Below are 19,676 nucleotides of genomic sequence, written 5' to 3'. Positions count from 1 at the left end.
AGGGCGAGGCGCATCACGCGGCCTCCTTCGCCTGGCCGAGCCATTGCCGCACCCGCGCATCCGGGTCGGCGTTCTGGGTGATGTCGGAAACCACGGCGATGGAATCCGCGCCCGCGGCAAAGATCTCCGCGGCGTGCTCGAACTTGATGCCGCCGATCGCGACCAGCGGGATATTGCCGATGCGCTTCTTCCATTCCGTGATCTTCGGAATGCCCTGCGGCTCGAAGCGCATGGATTTGAGCGTGGTGAAGAAGATCGGCCCCAGCGCGACATAATCGGGCTCGGCGGCCAGCGCGGTGTCCAGCTCGGCATCGTCATGGGTGGAGACGCCGAGCGACAGGCCGGCCTCGCGGATGGCAGCGAGGTCGGCGTCCGCCAGGTCCTCCTGGCCGAGATGCAGATATTTTGCGCCGGCGACGATCGCCGCGCGCCAATAGTCGTTGACGACGAGTTTGGCTTGCGTGCCCGCGGTGATCGCCAGCGCATCGGTGACCATCTGCAGCGATTGCGAATCGTCGAGGTCTTTTGCGCGCAGCTGGATGGTGCCGACGCCGAGTTTTGTCAGCCGCTCGACCCAGGCGAGGCTGTCGACGACGGGATAGAAGCGATCAGGATACGGCATGCCAAAAAGGTGTCCCAACGACAGGGGTGGAAGGAGAGGCGAAATCGCGGGCGTTCATCAGCCCGGCCTCAAAAGCGGTGCGGCCGGCCTCGATGCCGAGGCGGAAGGCGTTGGCCATCGCGACGGGATCGGCGGCTTTGGCGATGGCGGTGTTGAGCAGCACGGCGTCGTAGCCAAGCTCCAGCGCTTCGGCGGCGTGCGACGGCGCGCCGATGCCGGCATCGACCACCAGTGTGATGTCGGGCAGCCGCTCGCGCATCAGCTTGAGCGCGTCACGGTTGATGATGCCTTTCGCGCTGCCGATGGGCGCCGCCCACGGCATCACCACCTTGCAGCCGGCATCGACCAGGCGGTTGGCGACCGAGAGATCCTCGGTGCAATAGGGGAACACCTCGAAGCCGTCCTTGATCAGGATGGTTGCTGCTTCCACAAGTCCGACCACGTCGGGCTGCAGCGTGTCGTTGTCGGCGATGACTTCCAGCTTGATCCAGGACGTCGCAAACAATTCACGCGCGAGCTTGGCCGTCGTCACCGCCTCGCGCACGCTGCGGCAGCCGGCGGTGTTCGGCAGCACGGTGACGTCGAGCTCGCGGATCAGATTCCAGAACGCATCGCCGGTCTTGCCGCCGGCGGATTCGCGCCGCAGCGACACCGTGACGATGTTCGAGCCCGAGGCGCGGATCGCCGCCTGCATGATCGCAGGCGAGGGATAGAGCGCGCTGCCGATGAGGAGGCGGGAGGGGAAGGTCTTGCCGTAGAAATTGACCATCATCAGTGTCTCCGCGATTTGCGGTCTGCTCCCTCGCCCCGCTCTTCGCGGGGAGAGGGTTGGGGTGAGGGGCTGTATCCGCAATGGAGGTGGGAGTCGGACTCGCGGAGAGTCCCCCTCACCCGAAAAAATTCGCGCTCGCGCGAATTTCGACCTCTCCCCGCAAGCGGGGCGAGGTGAAGAAAGGCGACAGCGTCGTTCACATCATCCTCCCTGCCGCGGTGTGATGATCTCGATCTCGTCGCCGGCCTTCAGCGCGGTTTCGGCCCAGCGGCTTTTCGGCACGACGTCGTAGTTGAGCGCGATGGCGAAATGGGTGCCTTCGTAGTCGAGCTCGGCGAGCAGCGCGTCCACGCTGGCCGAATTCACCTCGCGCTGCTCGCCGTTCACCATCACGCGCATTGCATCACCTCATTGTCGATCTGGCCGCGCTCGACAAAGCCAAGCGTCAGCTCGGCCAGCGCCGGCGCGATCAGGAAGCCGTGGCGGTAGAGGCCGTTGACGCTGATCGTGTTGCCGTGGATGCCGATGCGCGGCAGATTGTCGGGGAAAGCGGGGCGCAGGCCGGAGCCGAATTCGACGATGCGGGCCTCGCCGAAGGCGGGATGCACGGCATAGGCCGCGCCCAACAGCTCCAGCGCCGAACGGACGCTGACGCCGGTGTCCTCGGCCTCGATCGAGGTCGCGCCGAGCATGAACAGATTGTCCTCGCGCGGGATCACGTAGAGCGGCCAGCGCGGATGGATCAGCCGCACCGGGCGCGCGAGCTGCACCTCGGCGGTTTCGATCAGGATCATCTCGCCCTTGACGCCGCGCAAGCCAGGCTGCTCGTCGCGCGCAGCAAGGCCGCGGCAGTCGATCACGATGCCTTTAGGATCAAGTTTTGCGAGTTCGGCCGCGGCGACATCGCTTTCGAATTTGATGGTGCCGCCGGCGGCGCGGATGCGCGCGTGCAGTTTCGGCAGCACGCGGCGCGGCTCGACATGGCCCTCGGTCGGGAAGAACAGCGCGTCGCGGAAGCGGCCTTCGAGCGACGGCTCGAGCTCGGCCAGCGCCGCCGCATCGAGCCGGCGGTGGCCCGCGGTCATCCGGGCAAAGCGCTCGAAATCGTTGCGCTCGCGCGGGTGGGCGACCACCAGCGAACCGTTGAAGGGCGTGTCGGGCAGCTCGCGCCGCCAGATGTCGAGCGAGCGCAGGCCGAGCCTGGAGATGATCGGTTCGGAAACTTCCGCCTCGCAATAAGGCGCGAGCATGCCGCCGGCCCAATGGCTGGTGGCATCGGTCATGTCGGCGTCACCGCGCTCGTGCAGGGTGACGGCATGGCCGGCCTGCGCGAACAGCAAGGCCTGCCAGGCGCCAGCAATGCCCGCGCCGATGATGGATACCGGGGAATCCGGTCGCTTGGTCGTCTGCAACATCCCTGTCCCTTCGCCGGTATGACCCGGATCAGGTTCAAAGGGTCACCGCGGTCCTGGGCGGATTTGCCCATTTAGCGGTATCTCAGCTCCTCCTCGGAGCACCCCTCGGAACGGCTCTAATGTAGGCCAGCAGGACTGGGTGGTCAACGCGCTTGGCGGGAACCCACCGCTCTCGTGCCCCGGACGCAGCGCAGTGCGTCGCCTTCTTGGCGACGTGGTGCGCTGCTGAGCCGGGGCCCATTGCTGTGGGAGTAAGTGGGTCCCGGCTCTGCGCAGCAGCGTTGCACGCTGCAGCGCGTCCGGGACACGGAGAGAGCTATCTCGGCGCCTGCGCCCGGGCGTTGCGAACGCGCTGGGCGAGCTTCCGGTGTGGGGCGGCGCCGAATATCGGCTGCGGATTGCCGTTCGGCTCGAGCCAAGGGGCGCCCATATTGGCCTCGCTCATATTGGCGACCTGCACGGCCTCCTGCCGCTGCCGCTTTGCGGCGTAGTAATAGCCGCCGGCGAAATAACGAACGGCCCGGGCGTGATCGCCATTGGCGGCGTGATAGGCGCCGGCGAGATATTTCACGGCATAGGTGAGGTTGGTATTGGGATCGCGCAGGCCGGCGGCGTCGCCGGTGTAGCCGACCCCGCGGGCCGTCGCGAGCTTGATCTGCATCAGCCCGATGGTGCCGCCATGGCCGACCAGCCCGGGCTGGTAGCGGCTCTCGCGCATGATGACGCGATGCACCAGCGCCTCCGGCACACCGTTGGCGCGCGCATGGGCCGCGACCATCTCGGCGTACTCCGCTTGGCCCGCGAATGCGGCCTGTGGCAACGTCAGTCCGGCCGCGAGCAGCGCGGCAACATGTAAAATTTTCATCAGATATCCCGGAGGTCCTGAGACTGATTGAAGGCCTGCGCCCGGCTGCCGTTTAGGCCCCCGAACGCGGCAATGATGTGACCAAACGCCGCCGTAAATTTTTTCGCGGCGCCGAGCCGCAGTGACGGCTCAATGCTGGCGCAGGAGTTCCCTCAGGCGGACAACTCGCGACAGAAGGCCTGTCTATTCGCATGGGCGCACGAAAGCGAGTATGTCACGGCCAGCGAATCGGGAGAGGTGCCATGACAAAATCAACCATGGTCAAGGCCCACAGCGGCGACATGTCAGAACACGATTTGCCCAGAAACAACCCCTGTGCCCAATGCGGCACGCCGATCGCGCAGCCCGACTGGATCGAGCCGGGCGAGGGGCGCGTCTCGTATCTCTGGACATGCCACGCCTGCAGTTATCGCTTCGAGGCGATTGCGATCTTCGACGAGGCTGCCTTCGAGCACCCGCCGCTCGCGGCCTGAGTTTTGTTCTTCGGGCATGATTTCGGAAAACCGCTGCACACTTTGCGTTGGCGCGGCCCTTCGGGTCCGGATCATGCCTTAAGCCGAAGCTGCGGCTGTTGCCATGCCGGCAATTGTATCCGCACGATCACGCGCACGGCGATCGTCGGTGAGAACGATGCGCTGCAAAATGTTCCTGGGTGACTTAGGAACAATGCACGCGGCTCCGATACTCGCGCAGCACGCGACGAAATTGCAGCACGCGCGGAACTGGGATTGATCCGAGCTGTTTTCTCCGCACGAGTTTTCTGCTGAAGGAGAGGACAATATGTTGATGAAATCGCTCGCGGCCGGTCTCGCCGGTACCGCACTGCTCGCAACCGTTGCGTTCGCGCAAAATCCGACCGCCACCACCGACAAGGCGCCGGCTGCCGCCGCCTCGACGACGACCACGACCGCGTCGGGACAGTGGCGTACGTCCAAGATGGACGGCATCAAGGTCTATAACGACGCCAACGAGAACATCGGCTCGATCAATGATCTGCTGATGGACAAGAGCGGCAACATCAAGATCGCCGTGATCGGCGTCGGCGGCTTCCTCGGCCTGGGCGAGCATCTGGTCGCGGTGCCCTATGAGAAGCTGAAGTTCGTCAACGAGGCGGTTGCCTACACCGGCTCTGCCAGCAACAACCCGAACAGCGCGGCCAACCGGCCCGCGGCGACCACCACGACGGGTGCCGCGACCGGCACCGACAACAAGCCCGCGACCACGACGACCGCGTCGTCCTCGTCGAAATGGTATCCGGACCACGCCGTGTTCAATGCGAGCAAGGACGAGCTGAAGAACATGCCCGAGTTCAAGTACTCGGAGTAACGCGACTCTTAACGTCTAACGAGGCGCGCCCGGTTTTTGCCGGGCGCGCTGTCGTGTTTTTTTATCATGCTAGCTGTTGACCCTCACCCTGAGGAGCGCGCCTTTGCGCGCGTCTCGAAGGGCGAGGCCACCGGCCGGGCCTTCATCCTTCGAGACGCGCGAAGACGCGCTCCTCAGGATGAGGAATTGATGCCGGCCCGTTATCTATCCCTAGTTTCCCTTCACCAGCGGGCAGCCGCCCTTGTCGAGCGGTCGGAAGGCCTCGTCGCCTGGCACGGTGGCGATCAGCTTGTAGAGGTCCCACTCGCCCTTGGAATCCTCGGGCTTCTTGACCTCGAACAGATACATGTCGTGGACCATGCGGCCGTCGATGCGGATCTTGCCGTTCTTGGCGAAGAAGTCGTTGACCGGCGTTTTGCGCATCTGCTCCATCACCTTCGGTGCCTCGTCGGACTTGATGGCGTCGATCGCCTTTAGGTAATGCATGGTCGCCGAATAGAGCCCCGCCTGGATCATGGTCGGCATGTGGCCGACCTTCTCGTTGAAGCGCCTGGAGAAAGCGCGCGTCTCCTCGTTGGTGTCCCAGTAGAACGCGTCGGTGATGATCAGGCCTTGCGTCGACTTGATGCCGAGCGAATGAACGTCGGTGATTTCCATGAGCAAGGCGATCATCTTCTGGCCGCCCTGCGTCAGGCCGAACTCGGCCGCCTGTTTCAGCGCATTGGTGGTGTCGCCGCCGGCATTGGCCAGCGCGACCACCTTGGCCTTGGAGGCCTGGGCCTGGAGCAGGAAGGAGGAGAAGTCCGACGAGTTGAGCGGGTGTCGGACCTCGCCGAGAACCTTGCCGCCGCTCTCCTTGACGACGTTGGCTGCGTCGCGCTGCAGCGCCATGCCGAAGGCGTAGTCGGCGGTGACGAAGAACCAGGTGTCCTCGCCGCGCTTGACCATCGCCTTGCCGGCGACGTTCGACAGCGCATAGGTGTCGTAGGTCCAGTGCACCGTGTTGGGCGAGCAGGCGACGCCCGTGATATCGGATGAGCCGCCGCCGGAATTGATGTGGATCTTATTCTTCTCGCGCGTCAGCGCCGAGATCGGCAGCGCCACCGACGAGGTTGGCACGTCGAAGATCGCGTCGACCTTGTCGTTGTCGTACCAGTTGCGCGCGATGTTGACGCCGACGTCGGGCTTGTTCTGGTGATCGGCGGAGACCACTGCGACAGGCTTGCCCGCGACCTTGGCGCCGTAATCGGCGACCGCCATCTCGACGGCGGCGAGCGAGCCTTTGCCGGTCGCGTCCGCATAGAGGCTCGACATGTCCGTGAGCACGCCGATCTTGACGACGTCGTCGGAAATCTGCGCCTGCGCGGCGCCTGAGGTGGCGGCGAGAGCGAGACCGGCCGCGATCGCGGCGATGAGTTTTTGCATTTTGTTTTTCTCCCTTTGTGTTGTTGTTCGGGTTTGTTGCGGGCACGTTCTAGCGACAAACCGACGCGGCAGCAAAGCCCGCGATGCCTGAGGGGGTTGAGAAATAAGCAGGGCTGTTTCCGTCATTCCGGGGCGCGCCCTTAGGCGCGAACCCGGAATCCATTCATCCACCGTCGCTGCGGCACGATGGATTCCGGGCTCGCGCTACGCGCGCCCCGGAATGACGATGAGACAGCTCACGCGCTGCTGCCCTTGAGCCGTTCGTTGCGTCGGCGCAAGCCTTCCAGGGTGGCGAGCAGGATGACCGAGACGGTCGTCAGGATCACCGCCGCTGCCGTGATGGTCGGGCTGATGTTCTCGCGGATGCCGCTGAACATCTCGCGCGGCAGGGTTCGCTGTTCCGGACCTGCCATGAACAGCACGATCACCACTTCGTCGAAGCTGGTCGCGAAGGCGAACAGCGCCCCCGACGCCACGCCGGGCAGGATCAGCGGCAGGATCACCCGGCGGAAGGCATCAAGCGGCGAGGCGCCGAGTGAGGCGGCGGCGCGTGCCAGATTGGTGTCGAAGCTCTGCAGCGTCGCGCCGACCGTGATCACCACGAAGGGCGTCGCCAGAGCGGTGTGAGCCAGGATCAAGCCGAGATAGCTGCCGGTCAGTCCGATCGGCGCGAAGAAGAAATACAGGCCGACCGCGGTGATGACGCCGGGCACGACGACCGGCGACAGCACGAAGGCCAGCACGAGGGGCTTGAACCGGCTCTTCCACTGCGCCAGCCCCAGCGCGGCCAGCGTGCCGAGCACCATCGACAGCAGGGTCGAGGCCACACCGATGATCATGCTGTTCTTCAGCGAATTCATCCAGCGCGGCGAATTGATGAAGTCGTCGTACCAGCGCAGCGAGAGGCCCGGCAGCGGATAGGTGAGGTACGAGCCCGAGCTGAAGGACAGCGGCATGATCGCAAGGATCGGTGCGATCAGGAAGATGAACACCAGCGTGGAGACAATGATCGTCGCGGTCCACGCGATGCGCTGGCTCGGCGTGCGGAGGGAGGAATTGTCGCTCAATTCTTCATCCCTCCCGTCACCTGCTGTCCCTGCACCAGCTTGCCGTAGATGAGCGCGAGCAGAATGGTGGCGAGCAGCAGCACCGCACCTAGTGCCGACGCAAGGCCCCAATTGGCGGTCTCGGTCGTGTAGAGCGCGATGAAGTAGCTGATCATTTGATCGGCGGCGCCACCGACCAGTGCCGGCGTGATGTAGTAGCCGAGCGCCAGGATGAAGACGAGCAGGCTTCCCGCGCCGATGCCGGGCAGCGTCTGAGGCAGGTAGATGCGCAGGAAGGCGGTGAGGGGTGGCGCACCGAGCGAGGCGGCGGCACGCATGTAAGCAGGCGAGATCGCCTTCATGCTGCTGTACAGCGGCAGGATCATGAACGGCAGGAGAACGTGGGTCATGGCCACGCAGACACCGAAGCGGTTGTAGATCAGGCGCAACGGCGCGTCGATGATGCCAAGCCAGAGCAGGCTGTCGTTCACGACGCCTTTGCCCTGCAACAGAACGATCCAGGCGCAGGTGCGGACCAGAAGCGACGTCCAGAAAGGCAGCAGGACGAAGATCATCAGCAGATTCGACCGGCCGGGCGGCAGCGCCGCCAGTAAATAGGCGACCGGAAAGCCCAGGATCAGGCACAGCGCCGTGACACTGAGGCTGATGAGGAAGGTGCGGACGAAAACGTCGCGGTAGATGGCCTGATCCGGCGGGGCTGCGACGATCGTTCCGTCCACGTTCCGCGTCAGGTCGAGCGCCGACAAAAGGTAGAAGCCGGTCACGGGGCCGCTGGCGTCCTTGATCGTGGTCCAGGTGGCGCGTTCACGCCAGGCCGGATTGATCTTGCCCAGCGTCTCCCTGGCCGTGCCAGGCTCGGGCGCGGTCTTCAGGTTGCGTGCGGTGCTGGTGAGGATCGTACGGAAGCCGTTCAGCGCGTAGTTCAGCCGCTTGGCCGCAATCGCAATGGTGCCGGAAGCGCGCGCCGCCAGGATGTCGCTTGCCAGCGCAGCGTAAGCCTTCTCGTCCGGCAGGTCCTTGCCGTCCCAGTCGGCGAGAGCAGCCACGGTTTGAGGCAGAACCTGACGCACCTCCCGGTCATCGACCGCGCGCAACAGCATTCCGGCGATCGGGCCCGCGAAGGTGAAGAGCAGAAAGGCGAGAAGCGGCAGAATGAGTGCCAATGCCTTGATCTGGCGCGCGCGCTCCGCCTGCTTCAAACGGCGCTTGAGCGGCACCTCGGTCCGGGCATCGGCGCCGGTCAGGAGCGAGGCTGTCATGGGATGAGCCTCTTTGACCGGGCATCCCTCGCCATTTCAGTCAGCGCTATCCCACATGGTGTTTTGGAGCGGTCTGAGCGCGCGCCTCGTCCTTCGAGACGACCGCGGAGCCTGTCATCGGGCCGCGCTTTGCGCGGACCCGGTGGCGGTCTCCTCAGGATGAGGCTCATCGACATTGGTGCCTGTCTTGAAATCGCCGCCGCACGCTCCCTCCTCATCCTGAGGAGCCCGCCTAAGGCGGGCGTCTCGAAGGATGGCCGCGACGAAACTGCTGCCAATGCGCTCCGCACGCCGGTTCGGCCGTGCGCTACTTCGCTGCCCATTTGTTGAAGCGCTCGGTCAGGCGGTCGATGTTCTCGAGCCAGAAGGCAACGTTGATCTCGACCGCGTTCTTGATGTTGTCAGGCGCTGTCGGCAGGTCCTTCAGTACAGCGGGCGCGAGCAGGGCGGCTGCGTTCTTATTCGAGGTGCCATAAGCAATGTTCTCCGACAATTTCGATTGGTTCTCCGCTTTGCCGACGAAGTCCAGGAACTTGTAGGCCGCGTCCTTGTTCGGGCTGCCTTTCAGGATCACCCAGCTGTCGAGGGTGAAGAGCGCTCCGTCCCAGACCATGCCGAAATTCTTCTTCTCGTTCTTGTTCGCTGTGTCGATGCGGCCATTGTAGACCGAGGTCATCGCCACCTCGCCCGAGGCGAGCAATTGCGGCGGCTGAGCGCCGGCCTTCCACCAGACGATGTCGCCCTTGATGGTGTCCAGCTTCTTGAACGCGCGCTCGATGCCTTCGTCGGTCGCCAGCACCTTGTAGACGTCCTTTGGCGCGACGCCGTCGGCCATGAGGGCGATCTCCAGTGTGGTCTTCGGCCCCTGACGAAGGGCGCGCTTGCCCGGGATCTTCTTGGTGTCGAAGAAGTCGGCCCAGCCCTTTGGGGCCTCCTTCAGCTTGTCCTTGTCGTAGCCGAGAACGAAATCGTAGAGGATGGCGCCAACGCCGCAAGCGTTGACTGACGGTGGGATATAGGCTGCCTCGCCGCCGATCTTCGAATAGTCGAGCTTCTCGAACAGGCCTTCCTCGCAGCCGACTGCGAGCTCGTCGCTTTCGACCTGGACCACGTCCCAGGTGGCGGCACCACCCTGCACCTTGGCGCGCAGCACGCCGACGCCGCCGTCCCAAGATTCGTCGTTCATGGGCACACCGACCGCTTTCTTGAACGGCTCGAAATAGACCTTCTTCTGGGCATCCTGATAGGCGCCGCCCCACGACACGACGGTGAGGTCACGCGCCTGCGCGACCGTGGCCAGCGCCGCGCTGGCGGTGAGTGCCGCGGCGAAACCCAGAACAATCTTGCGCTTCAGCATGGTCTTTGTCCTTCTTCTTCAAGTGACTTGCGTTGAGCTTGGTTGGTGCAGGTCCGCCCGCGTTGGAGCGATGCTGCATGACTGGATCAGACGGGATCGAGGGCCAGGCAGTCCTCGGGGCGGAAGGTGATGAACACGTCATCGCCAGGTGTAAGGCTGCCAGCTCTCAGACTGTCATGCGTCCCCGGCTGAAGCTTGACCATGAACTCCCTGTTGTCGGCGACGTCGAGCACGGCCAACGCGTGGTCGCCGAGATAAATGGTGTTCTGCACCTTGGCCGGCAGTCGGTTCGGTTCGTCGCCGGAGGTGCCGTCCGGGATAATGGCGATCCGCTCCGGCCGCACCGACAGCGAGGTCGATGCGCCCGCGCCTGATACGTTGACCGCTCGTGCGGTCACGGCGCCGCCGCCCGCCAGCGCAACGCGGCAATATTGTTTTTCGAGCGTCTCGACGGTGCCGGACAGCACATTGTTCTCGCCGATGAAATGGGCGACGAAGCTGTTCACCGGATGCTCATACAGCGCGTCGGGCCTGTCGATCTGCTGCACGATGCCGTCGTTGAATACGGCGATGCGGTCCGACATGGTGAGCGCTTCACTTTGATCGTGGGTGACGTAGACGACGGTGATGCCCATCGTCTCGTGCAATTGCTTGATCTCCAGCTGCATCTGCTCCCGCAGGCGCTTGTCCAGGGCGCCCAGGGGCTCGTCCATCAGCACGAGTTGCGGATTGAAAACGAGCGCGCGGGCCAGCGCCACGCGCTGCTGCTGACCGCCGGACAGCTGCCCGGGCCGCCGGTGCGCCAGGGCTTCCATCTTGATCATACGCAACGCCGCTCCCACGCGCGCCTGCGCTTCGGCCTTGTTCGTGTTGCGGACGGACAGCGGGAAGGCGATATTCTCCGCAATCGTCAAGTGCGGAAACAAGGCATAGTTCTGGAACACCATGCCGATATCGCGCTTGTGTGGCGGTACGTTCTTGATGGGCCGGTCCGCCAGGTAGATCTCGCCATGGGTCGGAACCTCGAAGCCGGCCAGCATCATCAGCGTGGTCGTCTTGCCCGAGCCCGACGGACCAAGCAGCGTGACGAACTCGCCCTTCCTGATGTCGAGATCGAGGTTCTTCACCACGAGGTGCTCGCCATCGTAGGTCTTCTGAATGCCGGAAAAGCGCACCAGTGCCGGCGCAGGCGTGACCATGCCGGCTTCCATGTCGTCCTCGCGTTGTCAGCACCTCGTCCCCGGGGGTGCGAGGAACAGCTTAGCATCCTCCGTCCAGATTGCCAGCGGCGCAAGTGACTGAGCGCACGGAGCCGTCGAGGAAAGGCGCGCTACATCCCGGACAATTTCGTCACGAACACATTCAGCGAGCCGCCGGCTTCCGCGATCACACGCAGCGTCTTGGAATCGAAGGCGATATCGGCGAGAGTCAGGCTGTCGATCTTCGCCTCGACCTTGATGCCGTCCTCGTTCTTCTGGTAGTCGGCGATCGCGGCGGCGATCTTCTCGCGTGCGTTGGCGGCAATCGGCTTCAGATCGACCGTCGCTTTCTGCACCAGCGCCTGCTGCATCTGCGGCACCACCGCGCGCGCCGCGGCACCCAGCAGGCCGAAGGCCGCCTCGGACTCCACCGCGAGCTGGATATCGGCGAGCCGCAGCGTCTGCTGCGCCTGGTCGAGCATCGGCCGGCCCCAGATGTGCACGGTCGCTTCGGCGCCGAGACCGAGCCAGCTCTTCTTCTCCTTGGCGCGCACCAGCAGCGAGATCAGGAGGCGCTCGCCCGACGGGATCACGTTGACGCTCTTGACGGTGACGTCCACGGGACCGGAGCCGTCCTCGGGATAGGTGTGGCCGACCATCTGCGCCGCGATCAGCTTGTTGATCTCGGTGAAGGGGACGTCGATCGGTACGCCGATGTTCACGCCGGTGCCGGTCGGCGGCACGATCGAGATCTTGTCGGGGAACGGGCAGTCGGGCTTGGTCGGCGTCGAGGTGACGCGCGTCTCCGCTTCCAGGCCCAGCAGCAGGGTCACGGCCTGAGCGTCGACGCGCGGCTGCGCCGCGATGGCGCGGATCGGCTTCATCTCCAGCCAGAGTGGCGGCAGCGCGGCCGAGGAGCCCGAGCCTTGCAGCGGGATCGAGCGGCAGGCCTTGACCCATTGCAGCTTCGCGTTCTCCCGCAAGGTCGGATCGTTGCGCATGCGTTCGGAGACGGCGTTGATTTGTTCGCCGACGGTCTTGTCGATCAGCGGCTTCACCTGCGCCGGCACGTTGACCTTGGCGCCCGAGATGTTGAGGTTGGTGTCGCCAAGATTGACCTGGGCGTCGAGATTGGGCTCGAGATGCCAGTTGGCCGCGAGCTTCGGCCGCGAGGTGACGACGACGTTGCCCTTGATCTCGGCGCTGGCGTTCAGGTTCTTGATGTTGACCGCGCCGATCTGTTTCGCAGCATTGCCGCCGAGCACGCTGCCGAGCGCCTCGCCGAGCGCGCCGGTGGCTTTCGACGACAGCGAGCCCGTCACGTTCAGCTTGCCCGTGAGCGGCGTCGAGATTGTCAGCACGTCCTTGTCGCCGGCAGTCGCCATCGCCCCACGTACGGCCGACCAGCCGATGTCGGCGTTCTCCAGGATTTGCGAAATCGGGTTCTCGGCCTTGCCGGCGAAATTGCGCGGGGCGGCCTTCTCGGCCCGCTCGCGGATCGCCGACAGCGCGATGGCGACCGGCGCCACCACGATCGAGCTCTTCGCGACCGGCGGCAGCGGCGGCAGTTGCGCCACCGGCGGTGCGGAATTCGTCGCACGCGGCGACAGCCAGTCCATCGCCTTCAGGCTGATGAAAAACGACGCCGCGAGCACCGCGACGGCGATCAGGACAGTTTTCAAGTTCAGCGTCAGTCGCATCAATCCCCCAGGCCGCCCCGGGGCAGAAGTCTACAGGGCAGGCGAGGAGGGCGCTAGAGCCCACCAATGGGGTGGGATTGGGGCGAACATATTAACGGCTGCGAACGCGCCGTTGCCGCGCATTCGTCCTTACGCAGCTAGCTGCGCTTCGGACGGCGTACCGTTCTCACATTGCCGCGATCCCCGCCACCGCAGAAGAAGCGGTCGCCGCCATCGGACTCCAATCCTGACACCATCGTCCCGGCGGGCAGGTCGAGCTGCTCCAGCACCTTGCCCGTATCGGGGTCGATCCGCCTGATGTCGCTGTCCTCGCCTTCCCACGTGCCGTGCCAGAGCTCGCCGTCGACCCAGGTCACGCCGGTGACGAAGCGCTTACTTTCGATGGTGCGGAGAATCTTTCCCGTCTGGGGGTCGACCTGATGGATCTTGCGTTCCCGATACTGCCCGACCCAGAGCGAGCCCTCGGCCCAGGCCAATCCGGAGTCACCACCGCCGCCGGGTGCAGGGATGGTGGCGAGCACCTTGCCGGTCGCCGCGTCAATCTTCTGGATGCGGTCCTCGGCGATCTGGAACAGGTGGTGCCCGTCGAACGCCGTTCCCGCATGCGCGGCGACATCGATGGAGCGGGTGATCTTGCCATCGGCCGGATCGACCGCGTTCAATCTGTCGCCGGACGCGAACCACATATGGCTGCCGTCATAGGTGACGCCGTGCACGGCTTCGACCCCCGCAAAGGGCCCGTATTCCCTGACGATCTCGGCGGCTGAACGTTTCATCTGCTCGGTCCCTGTGGGGTGAATTCCACCTTACGTCTTCAGGAGCGGTCCGGGGAGTAACAAGCCTGTCGGGAAACCCGGCACGGGCGGCGTCATCCAGCGCCGCGCCCGTCCGTGTCCGAAGGACTGCACCTTGTTCGATCGCGCCAGTTCTTCGAGGGCCCGCTGCACGGTGCGCGCGCTCGTTCCCAGCGCCAGCGCGAGCGCCGAGCTCGACCAGGGCTCGCCATCGGAGAGGAAGGCGAGCACATTGGCGTGCTTTTCCTCGACGGGTCGTGCCAGCACCAGAACCTGCGGCGTCTTGCGCGGTGTCTTGCGCGGCGTCAGCGCAAAACCTTGCCTGGTCGCGCTGACATCGGCGAGAGGCTTGAGCTTGGTGCGGAGCCGCCCGATTTCAACACGCAGCCGGGCGCGATGCGATTCATCGACGTGCCTTGCCTGAAACGCTCCTGTGATCAACGCCTCCCGCGAGACGTCCGAGGGCCAGGCCTGCGCCAGCATGCGGGCGAGCGCGAACAGCACCGGCCGCCTTCCAAGCGGCACGAGGATGCCTCGCCTGCGAACCGTATGATGGAACGTGTCCACCACGAGCGCCTCCGATGTCGCGAGGTCCTCGACCTCTTCGAGCAGTAACGGCCGTTCGTGCCCGCGCGTGACCAGGCGCGCTGCGGGCGTGTCGAGCACGCGGCTCGTGCCTTCGACCTCGGCTGCAAGCGCTGGAATGCCGGCCTGCCGTGCTGCGCTCGCCGCGCGCCCGAGCGCCGCGCGCGCGGCTTTCGTTCTGAGCCGCCTGATGGCAATGCCGGCAATCACGAGCTCGCGGGCGACCTGCGCAGCCGGGGGCAGCGGAGTGGACTTGATCTCGGCCAGCGTGCGCTCGGCCTCGTCGAGGCGTCCGAGAAGGAGAAGTCGGCGCGCCTCGATGTGACCCGCATGGGCGGCGTTGGCGAGGTCACCGTGGCTTGCGAGCGTCGCCCGCGCCGCCGCGAGCGTCTTCGCCGGCCAGTTCAGGTCGCGCGAGACGAGCGCGATCTCGGCCTCCGCCACCACACATCTGGCGCGCGCGACCGCCTCTCTCGGGCCGAAGGCGCGTGCGGCGCTGCGCAGCAACGTCTTCGCCTTCGCGAGATCGCCGAGCTGCGCCATCGCGATGCCGCGCAGCGCCAGCGAAGGTGCATCGTTGCGCAGCGCGACGCGGTTCAGCGCGCCGAGCGGATCGCCGGCTTGGAGCGCGCGCGCCGCGGCCGTGATCAGCGACTCCATTCAAATCCCGCCACACTTGTTACTCCCACCACGCAACCGTCCGGTGCGAGAGATCGTTGACGGCCGACAATGTGCGGCGAGGGGCGAGCGGTTCCGCATCTTGCATAGCGAGATACGGAACGGCCGCCCGGGAAAAGTTGGAGAGCCATGATGACATCAGCTGACAACTCAGGAAATAACGGACAGGCCGCCATGCAAACACCGCCGGTGGTGTCGCCGCAGGACTGGGAGGCCGCCCGTCAGCAACTGCTCGTGAAGGAAAAGGCGCATACCCGTGCCCGCGACGCCCTGGCCGCCGAGCGCCGGCGCATGCCGTGGATGGAAGTCACCAAAACCTATGCGTTCGAGGGGCCCGGCGGCAAGGTCAGTCTGCACGACCTGTTCCAGGGCCGGCGGCAGCTGATCGTCTATCGCGCCTTCTTCGAACCGGGTGTGTTCGGCTGGCCGGATCACGCCTGCCGCGGCTGCTCGATGGTGGCCGACCAGGTCGCCGATGTCGCGCATCTGAACGCCCGCGATACCACGCTGGTGTTCGCCTCGCGCGCACCGCAGGCCGATATCAGCAGGCTGAAGCAGCGGATGGGCTGGACCATGCCATGGGTCACCGTCACGGACAGTTTCGATGCGGATTACGGCGTCGACGAATGGCACGGGACGAATGTGTTTTACCGCGACGGGACGCGCATCTTCCGCACCTACTTCGTCAAGAGCCGGGGCGACGAGCAGATGGGCGGTACCTGGAATTATCTCGACATCACACCGCTGGGACGGCAGGAGGTCTGGGAGGATTCACCGAAGGGCTATCCGCAGACGCCGACCTACAAATGGTGGAACTGGCACGACAGCTATACCGAAGGTGCCGCGCCCGACAAGAAATGGGTCGAGGTGTCGACCGCCGGAGAGAAGGCGCTGCGCGAGGCGGGCGGCTGAAGGACGTGACTAGTCCCGTCAACGCAACTGCCGGCGCGAGCCGCAACGGCGTGGTGGTCGCGCGCCACTTCGCCAGATGGTTGGGGCTAGCGGCGACGCCGACCTTCGCGATCATGGCCGTGCTGACGGCCATGCTTGATGGGCCGGCGGACATGCTGTGTGCCGCCGGGCATGGGGCGATGCTGGGCGGGATGGTGCCGATGTATCTCTTGATGAGTGCGTTTCATTCGGCGGCATGGCTGAGGCTGATGGCGGAGGGGCGGGGCGGCGCGCGGTGAGATGAATACGGCTCCGCCTCAGGCGGAGCCGTTACTGCGACCCCGCCGCCTGCAAATAAGCAACGATCCTGCCCGCTTCCTCCGCCGAGACGCCGCCATAAGGCTGCATCTTGTTGCCGGATACGACTTCGTCCGGCTTGACCATGAAGCGGGTGAGTTTGTCCTGGTCCCAGACGAAGCCGGCTTCTTTCATCGACGAGGAATAATTGTAGTCCAGCAGCGAGCCGGCCTTGCGTCCGACGATTTTGTTGAGGTTGGGGCCCAGACGATTGTCGCCCTCTTTCACGGAGTGGCAGGTGCGGCAGGAATTGTTGTAGGCCTGCTGGGCTGCGTCGTCGCTCGCCGGCTGCTGTGCGAGCGAGGCGGGCGCGAACAGCAGCAGCGTCAGTGCGCTGGCGCCAGCGATCGCACGCAGGCATGTGCCTTGCGGCGTTTGCGGACGTGATTGCATTTGCGCCTCCATCGGGGATCGCGCCGCAGCACGCGCGCGTCGGGATGCCGAGGGCCAACGAAAACGGCCCCGGTGGGTTCCGGGGCCGTTTGCGTCACAATGTCCTGTCGCTTACCGCGTCGCGGCGCCGAGATCCGCGCGGCGTTCCGTCATCGGCAGCACGATGACCTTGGTGCCGACGTTGACGCGGGAGTAGAGGTCCGCAACGTCGTCATTGGTCAGGCGGATGCAGCCGGAGGAGACGTGCTTGCCGATGGTGTCGGGGGCGTTGGTGCCGTGGATGCGATAGATGGTGCCGCCGAGATACATGGCGCGGGCGCCGAGCGGATTGCCGGGACCGCCGGCCATGTGGCGCGGCAGATAAGGCTGGCGGGCGATCATCTCCGGCGGCGGGGTCCAATCCGGCCACTCGGCCTTCTTTGTCACCGACTGCGTGCCGGACCAGGTGAAGCCGTCGCGGCCGACGCCGATGCCGTAGCGCATCGCCTGGCCGTTGCCGAGGACCAGATAGAGGTAGGTGTTGGGCGTATCGATGATGATGGTGCCGGGCGCCTCACGCGTCGCGTAGGAGACGGTCTGCCGACGGAAGCGGGCCGGCGTTTCGACAGCGTCCTGATCTTCGGACGGCGCGGCCTGATAGGGCGTGGCTTGATAAGGCTGATACGGCTGCGGCGCTGCGATCGGCGGCAGCGGTTGGAAGAAGGGGAAGAGCTGCACAGGCGCGGCCTTGGCCGGGCCGGTGAACGCGATCGCGGTGACAGCCACTGCGCCAAACGCAACGGCGCGCGAATAAGTCCTCAACGTCTCCAGATTGATCATTGGTCGCCCCTGTCTGCGCGGTGTTTCTTGGTCACCCCGGCACCGTTTCGGTGCTCTGTTGCGCAAATCACTAACGGAAAGAAGTTTCGGGACGTTTGCGCGGAAAACCGAAAACGGCTTCATGGCGGCAAGGATTGTTTCATGACGGTTTCGTGGCTGCGCAGACCCGTTAACGAACAAAACAGCGGGCCGACACTTCCATGACGTCACACGCCTGAAATATCCGTGGTTGATGGTCCAAAGCCGAGAATCATAAAAATCTCGGGATTTCCCCATGCGGGTATTAATCGCGACTGACGCCTGGCATCCGCAGGTCAACGGTGTGGTCCGGACGCTGACCTCGCTGGCTGGCGCGGCCAAGGCATTGGATGTCGAGATCGACTTCCTCACGCCGGACGGCTTTCGTTCGTGGCCGTTGCCGACCTATCCGGGGCTGCGCATTGCGCTGCCGAGCGGCAAGGAGATTGCGCGGCGGATCGAGAAGGCGGCGCCCGAGGCGCTGCACATCGCGACCGAAGGGCCGATCGGCTGGGCGGCGCGGGCTTATTGCCGTCGCAACCGGCTCGCCTTCACCACGTCCTACACCACGCGCTTTCCCGAATACGTCTCGGTGCGGACCGGCATCCCCGCGAGCGTCGGCTATGCCGTGCTGCGCCACTTCCATGATGCCGCCGCCATGACCATGGTGGCGACGCCCTCGCTGCGGCAGGAGCTCTCCGAGCGCGGCTTCAAGCGGCTCGGCTTCTGGACGCGCGGTGTCAACACCGAGCTGTTCCATCCCGACTCGCCGGCCAAGCTCGATCTGCCCGGGCCGATCTTCATGACGATGGGCCGCGTTGCGGTGGAGAAGAATCTCGAAGCGTTCCTCTCGCTCGACCTGCCCGGCACCAAGGTCGTCATCGGCGACGGACCGCAGAAGGCTGCGCTCGAAAAGAAATATCCGGACGTTGTGTTTCTCGGCGAGAAGAAGGGTGCGGATCTCACCGCGCATCTCGCCGCCGCCGACGTGTTCGTGTTTCCGAGCCTGACCGACACGTTCGGCGTGGTGCAGCTCGAAGCGCTCGCCTGCGGCACGCCGGTTGCGGCGTTTCCGGTAACGGGTCCGAAGGACGTCATCGCCGATCATCCGATCGGCGCGATCGACCACGATCTGCGCGCCGCGTGCCTGCGCGCGCTCACCATGTCGCGCGAGACTTGCCGCAATTTCGCGCTGGAGCGTTCCTGGGAAAACAGCGCGCGCCAGTTCGTCGGCAACCTCACCTCACTTCAGCCCAGTCGCGTCCTGCGCGCCTCGCCTCGCATGGCGCGGCGGCCGGTGCGCGGTTGACCCCAACGTTTCGAACCACAGCGAGAACCTCATCGATGGCTAAGATCATGAACCTTGACGGCACCCAGCAGCTCGACCTCACCCGTGGCACTGTCGAGCAGGCCTATGATCGCTGGGCGCCGGTCTACGACCTCGTGTTCGGAGGCGTGTTCGCCAAGGGCCGGCAGGCCGCGATCGCCGCCACGAACAAGATCGGCGGCCGGGTGCTCGAGGTCGGCGTCGGCACCGGCATCTCGCTGCCGCTCTACGCGCCGCATCTGCGCATCTTCGGCACCGACATCTCGGAGGCGATGCTCGACAAGGCGCGCCAGCGCGTCGCCGAGGGCAAACTGAACAACGTCGAAGGCCTCGCGGTGATGGACGCCGAGAAGCTCGAATTCCCCGATAGCTCCTTCGACGTCGTGATGGCGCAATACGTCGTCACCGCCGTGCCGAATCCGGAAGTCGCGCTGGACGAATTCGCCCGCGTGCTGCGCCCGGGCGGCGAGCTGATCATCCTGACGCGCGTCAGCGCCGATACCGGCATGCGCCGCTTCATCGAGCAGAAGCTGCAGCCGGTGGTGCGTCCGCTCGGCTTCCGCACCGCCGAGTTCGCCTGGTCGCGTTACGCCAAATGGCTGGCGGGTGCCGCCGGCATCGAGCTCGCCGAGCGCCGCCTGATTCCGCCGCTCGGTCATTTCTCGCTGGTGCGCTTCCGCAAGATCGACGTCGCCAAGGCGGCTTGAAGAAGGCGGCTTGACTGTTGCTCCTCATGGTGAGGAGGCGCGCAAGCGCCGTCTCGAATCATAGAGGCCCGGCTATCACCAGGCGGGCCTCGCCCTTCGA

The 19,676-nt window shown here is 65.1% G+C and carries 21 protein-coding genes and 1 riboswitch; of the genes, 6 read left to right on the top strand and 15 right to left on the bottom strand.

The genetic code is table 11. From position 1 onward, the window contains the following. Window positions 1-13: 13 nt before the first annotated feature. From BRA471DRAFT_RS28455 to BRA471DRAFT_RS28435, 5 genes are all read right to left on the bottom strand, one after another. Window positions 14-622: a thiamine phosphate synthase gene (locus BRA471DRAFT_RS28455; protein WP_007613660.1), complete on the bottom strand. Its 609-nt coding sequence runs from the start codon at window positions 620-622 to the stop codon at window positions 14-16. Further along, on the bottom strand, window positions 609-1,391 hold the full coding sequence (locus BRA471DRAFT_RS28450) for a thiazole synthase (RefSeq protein ID WP_035975203.1): 783 nt from the start codon (window positions 1,389-1,391) through the stop codon (window positions 609-611). Before BRA471DRAFT_RS28450 ends, BRA471DRAFT_RS28455 begins: the two co-directional genes overlap by 14 nt. 204 nt (window positions 1,392-1,595) lie before the next feature. Next, window positions 1,596-1,793: a sulfur carrier protein ThiS gene (gene thiS / locus BRA471DRAFT_RS28445; RefSeq protein WP_007613658.1), complete on the bottom strand. Its 198-nt coding sequence runs from the start codon at window positions 1,791-1,793 to the stop codon at window positions 1,596-1,598. Beyond that, complete coding sequence (locus BRA471DRAFT_RS28440) at window positions 1,784-2,809, bottom strand: FAD-dependent oxidoreductase (protein WP_007613657.1); 1,026 nt, start codon at window positions 2,807-2,809, stop codon at window positions 1,784-1,786. The genes thiS and BRA471DRAFT_RS28440 overlap by 10 nt, the downstream gene beginning before the upstream one ends. Next, window positions 2,797-2,925, bottom strand: a riboswitch (TPP riboswitch). It overlaps the preceding gene by 13 nt. A gap of 200 nt (window positions 2,926-3,125) precedes the next feature. Continuing rightward, complete coding sequence (locus BRA471DRAFT_RS28435; RefSeq protein WP_007613656.1) at window positions 3,126-3,674, bottom strand: lytic transglycosylase domain-containing protein; 549 nt, start codon at window positions 3,672-3,674, stop codon at window positions 3,126-3,128. A 242-nt stretch (window positions 3,675-3,916) separates the two neighbouring features. Here BRA471DRAFT_RS28435 and BRA471DRAFT_RS28430 point away from each other — a divergent pair, with 242 nt between their 5' ends. Next, window positions 3,917-4,147 (top strand): hypothetical protein, encoded by a 231-nt coding sequence (locus BRA471DRAFT_RS28430; protein ID WP_007613655.1) that lies wholly within the window; start codon window positions 3,917-3,919, stop codon window positions 4,145-4,147. Window positions 4,148-4,454: 307 nt separating this feature from the next. Continuing rightward, window positions 4,455-5,000, top strand: a complete 546-nt coding sequence (locus BRA471DRAFT_RS28425) for a PRC-barrel domain-containing protein (RefSeq protein WP_007613653.1) — start codon at window positions 4,455-4,457, stop codon at window positions 4,998-5,000. Between the two features lie 210 nt (window positions 5,001-5,210). Here the strand turns inward: BRA471DRAFT_RS28425 and BRA471DRAFT_RS28420 are convergent, their stop codons facing one another. The 8 genes from BRA471DRAFT_RS28420 to BRA471DRAFT_RS28385 all read right to left on the bottom strand — a co-directional run bounded on the left by BRA471DRAFT_RS28420 (window position 5,211) and on the right by BRA471DRAFT_RS28385 (window position 15,046). Then, complete coding sequence (locus BRA471DRAFT_RS28420) at window positions 5,211-6,425, bottom strand: ABC transporter substrate-binding protein (RefSeq protein ID WP_007613648.1); 1,215 nt, start codon at window positions 6,423-6,425, stop codon at window positions 5,211-5,213. Between the two features lie 236 nt (window positions 6,426-6,661). Beyond that, on the bottom strand, window positions 6,662-7,492 hold the full coding sequence (locus BRA471DRAFT_RS28415) for an ABC transporter permease (RefSeq protein WP_007613647.1): 831 nt from the start codon (window positions 7,490-7,492) through the stop codon (window positions 6,662-6,664). Further along, window positions 7,489-8,751 (bottom strand): ABC transporter permease, encoded by a 1,263-nt coding sequence (locus BRA471DRAFT_RS28410; RefSeq protein WP_007613646.1) that lies wholly within the window; start codon window positions 8,749-8,751, stop codon window positions 7,489-7,491. The genes BRA471DRAFT_RS28415 and BRA471DRAFT_RS28410 overlap by 4 nt, the downstream gene beginning before the upstream one ends. A 307-nt stretch (window positions 8,752-9,058) precedes the next feature. Beyond that, window positions 9,059-10,108: an ABC transporter substrate-binding protein gene (locus BRA471DRAFT_RS28405; protein WP_007613645.1), complete on the bottom strand. Its 1,050-nt coding sequence runs from the start codon at window positions 10,106-10,108 to the stop codon at window positions 9,059-9,061. 86 nt (window positions 10,109-10,194) lie between these two features. Further along, window positions 10,195-11,319 (bottom strand): ABC transporter ATP-binding protein, encoded by a 1,125-nt coding sequence (locus tag BRA471DRAFT_RS28400; RefSeq protein ID WP_007613644.1) that lies wholly within the window; start codon window positions 11,317-11,319, stop codon window positions 10,195-10,197. Between the two features lie 119 nt (window positions 11,320-11,438). Further along, window positions 11,439-13,007: a DUF4403 family protein gene (locus tag BRA471DRAFT_RS28395; protein WP_007613642.1), complete on the bottom strand. Its 1,569-nt coding sequence runs from the start codon at window positions 13,005-13,007 to the stop codon at window positions 11,439-11,441. Between the two features lie 137 nt (window positions 13,008-13,144). Continuing rightward, window positions 13,145-13,783, bottom strand: coding sequence for a PQQ-binding-like beta-propeller repeat protein (locus BRA471DRAFT_RS28390; protein ID WP_007613640.1), 639 nt, complete (start codon window positions 13,781-13,783; stop codon window positions 13,145-13,147). 30 nt (window positions 13,784-13,813) lie between these two features. Beyond that, entirely contained in the window at window positions 13,814-15,046 is a 1,233-nt protein-coding gene (locus BRA471DRAFT_RS28385; RefSeq protein WP_007613639.1) for a hypothetical protein, read from the bottom strand. 147 nt (window positions 15,047-15,193) lie between these two features. On the opposite strand from BRA471DRAFT_RS28385, the gene BRA471DRAFT_RS28380 reads away from it, so the two are divergent. Then, window positions 15,194-15,976, top strand: a complete 783-nt coding sequence (locus BRA471DRAFT_RS28380) for a DUF899 domain-containing protein (RefSeq protein WP_035974356.1) — start codon at window positions 15,194-15,196, stop codon at window positions 15,974-15,976. Window positions 15,977-15,981: 5 nt separating this feature from the next. Next, window positions 15,982-16,254 carry a hypothetical protein gene (locus tag BRA471DRAFT_RS28375; protein ID WP_007613632.1) on the top strand — a complete coding sequence of 91 codons (273 nt, stop codon included), beginning with the start codon at window positions 15,982-15,984 and terminating at the stop codon, window positions 16,252-16,254. A 31-nt stretch (window positions 16,255-16,285) separates the two neighbouring features. Here BRA471DRAFT_RS28375 and BRA471DRAFT_RS28370 read toward each other — a convergent pair whose 3' ends face one another. Together BRA471DRAFT_RS28370 and BRA471DRAFT_RS28365 are read right to left on the bottom strand one after the other, a co-directional pair. Further along, window positions 16,286-16,705 carry a cytochrome c family protein gene (locus BRA471DRAFT_RS28370; RefSeq protein ID WP_007613630.1) on the bottom strand — a complete coding sequence of 140 codons (420 nt, stop codon included), beginning with the start codon at window positions 16,703-16,705 and terminating at the stop codon, window positions 16,286-16,288. Between the two features lie 111 nt (window positions 16,706-16,816). Continuing rightward, on the bottom strand, window positions 16,817-17,524 hold the full coding sequence (locus BRA471DRAFT_RS28365) for a L,D-transpeptidase (protein ID WP_007613629.1): 708 nt from the start codon (window positions 17,522-17,524) through the stop codon (window positions 16,817-16,819). A 274-nt stretch (window positions 17,525-17,798) separates the two neighbouring features. On the opposite strand from BRA471DRAFT_RS28365, the gene BRA471DRAFT_RS28360 reads away from it, so the two are divergent. After that, complete coding sequence (locus tag BRA471DRAFT_RS28360) at window positions 17,799-18,851, top strand: glycosyltransferase family 1 protein (protein WP_007613628.1); 1,053 nt, start codon at window positions 17,799-17,801, stop codon at window positions 18,849-18,851. 35 nt (window positions 18,852-18,886) lie between these two features. Further along, the gene (locus BRA471DRAFT_RS28355; protein WP_007613627.1) at window positions 18,887-19,576 is read left to right on the top strand and encodes a methyltransferase domain-containing protein; all 690 of its coding nucleotides are present in this window, start codon (window positions 18,887-18,889) and stop codon (window positions 19,574-19,576) included. Window positions 19,577-19,676: the final 100 nt, after the last annotated feature.

This window comes from Bradyrhizobium sp. WSM471, assembly GCF_000244915.1.
In the GTDB taxonomy this organism is placed as follows: domain Bacteria; phylum Pseudomonadota; class Alphaproteobacteria; order Rhizobiales; family Xanthobacteraceae; genus Bradyrhizobium.
This window is presented reverse-complemented; position numbering and strand designations above follow the sequence as displayed.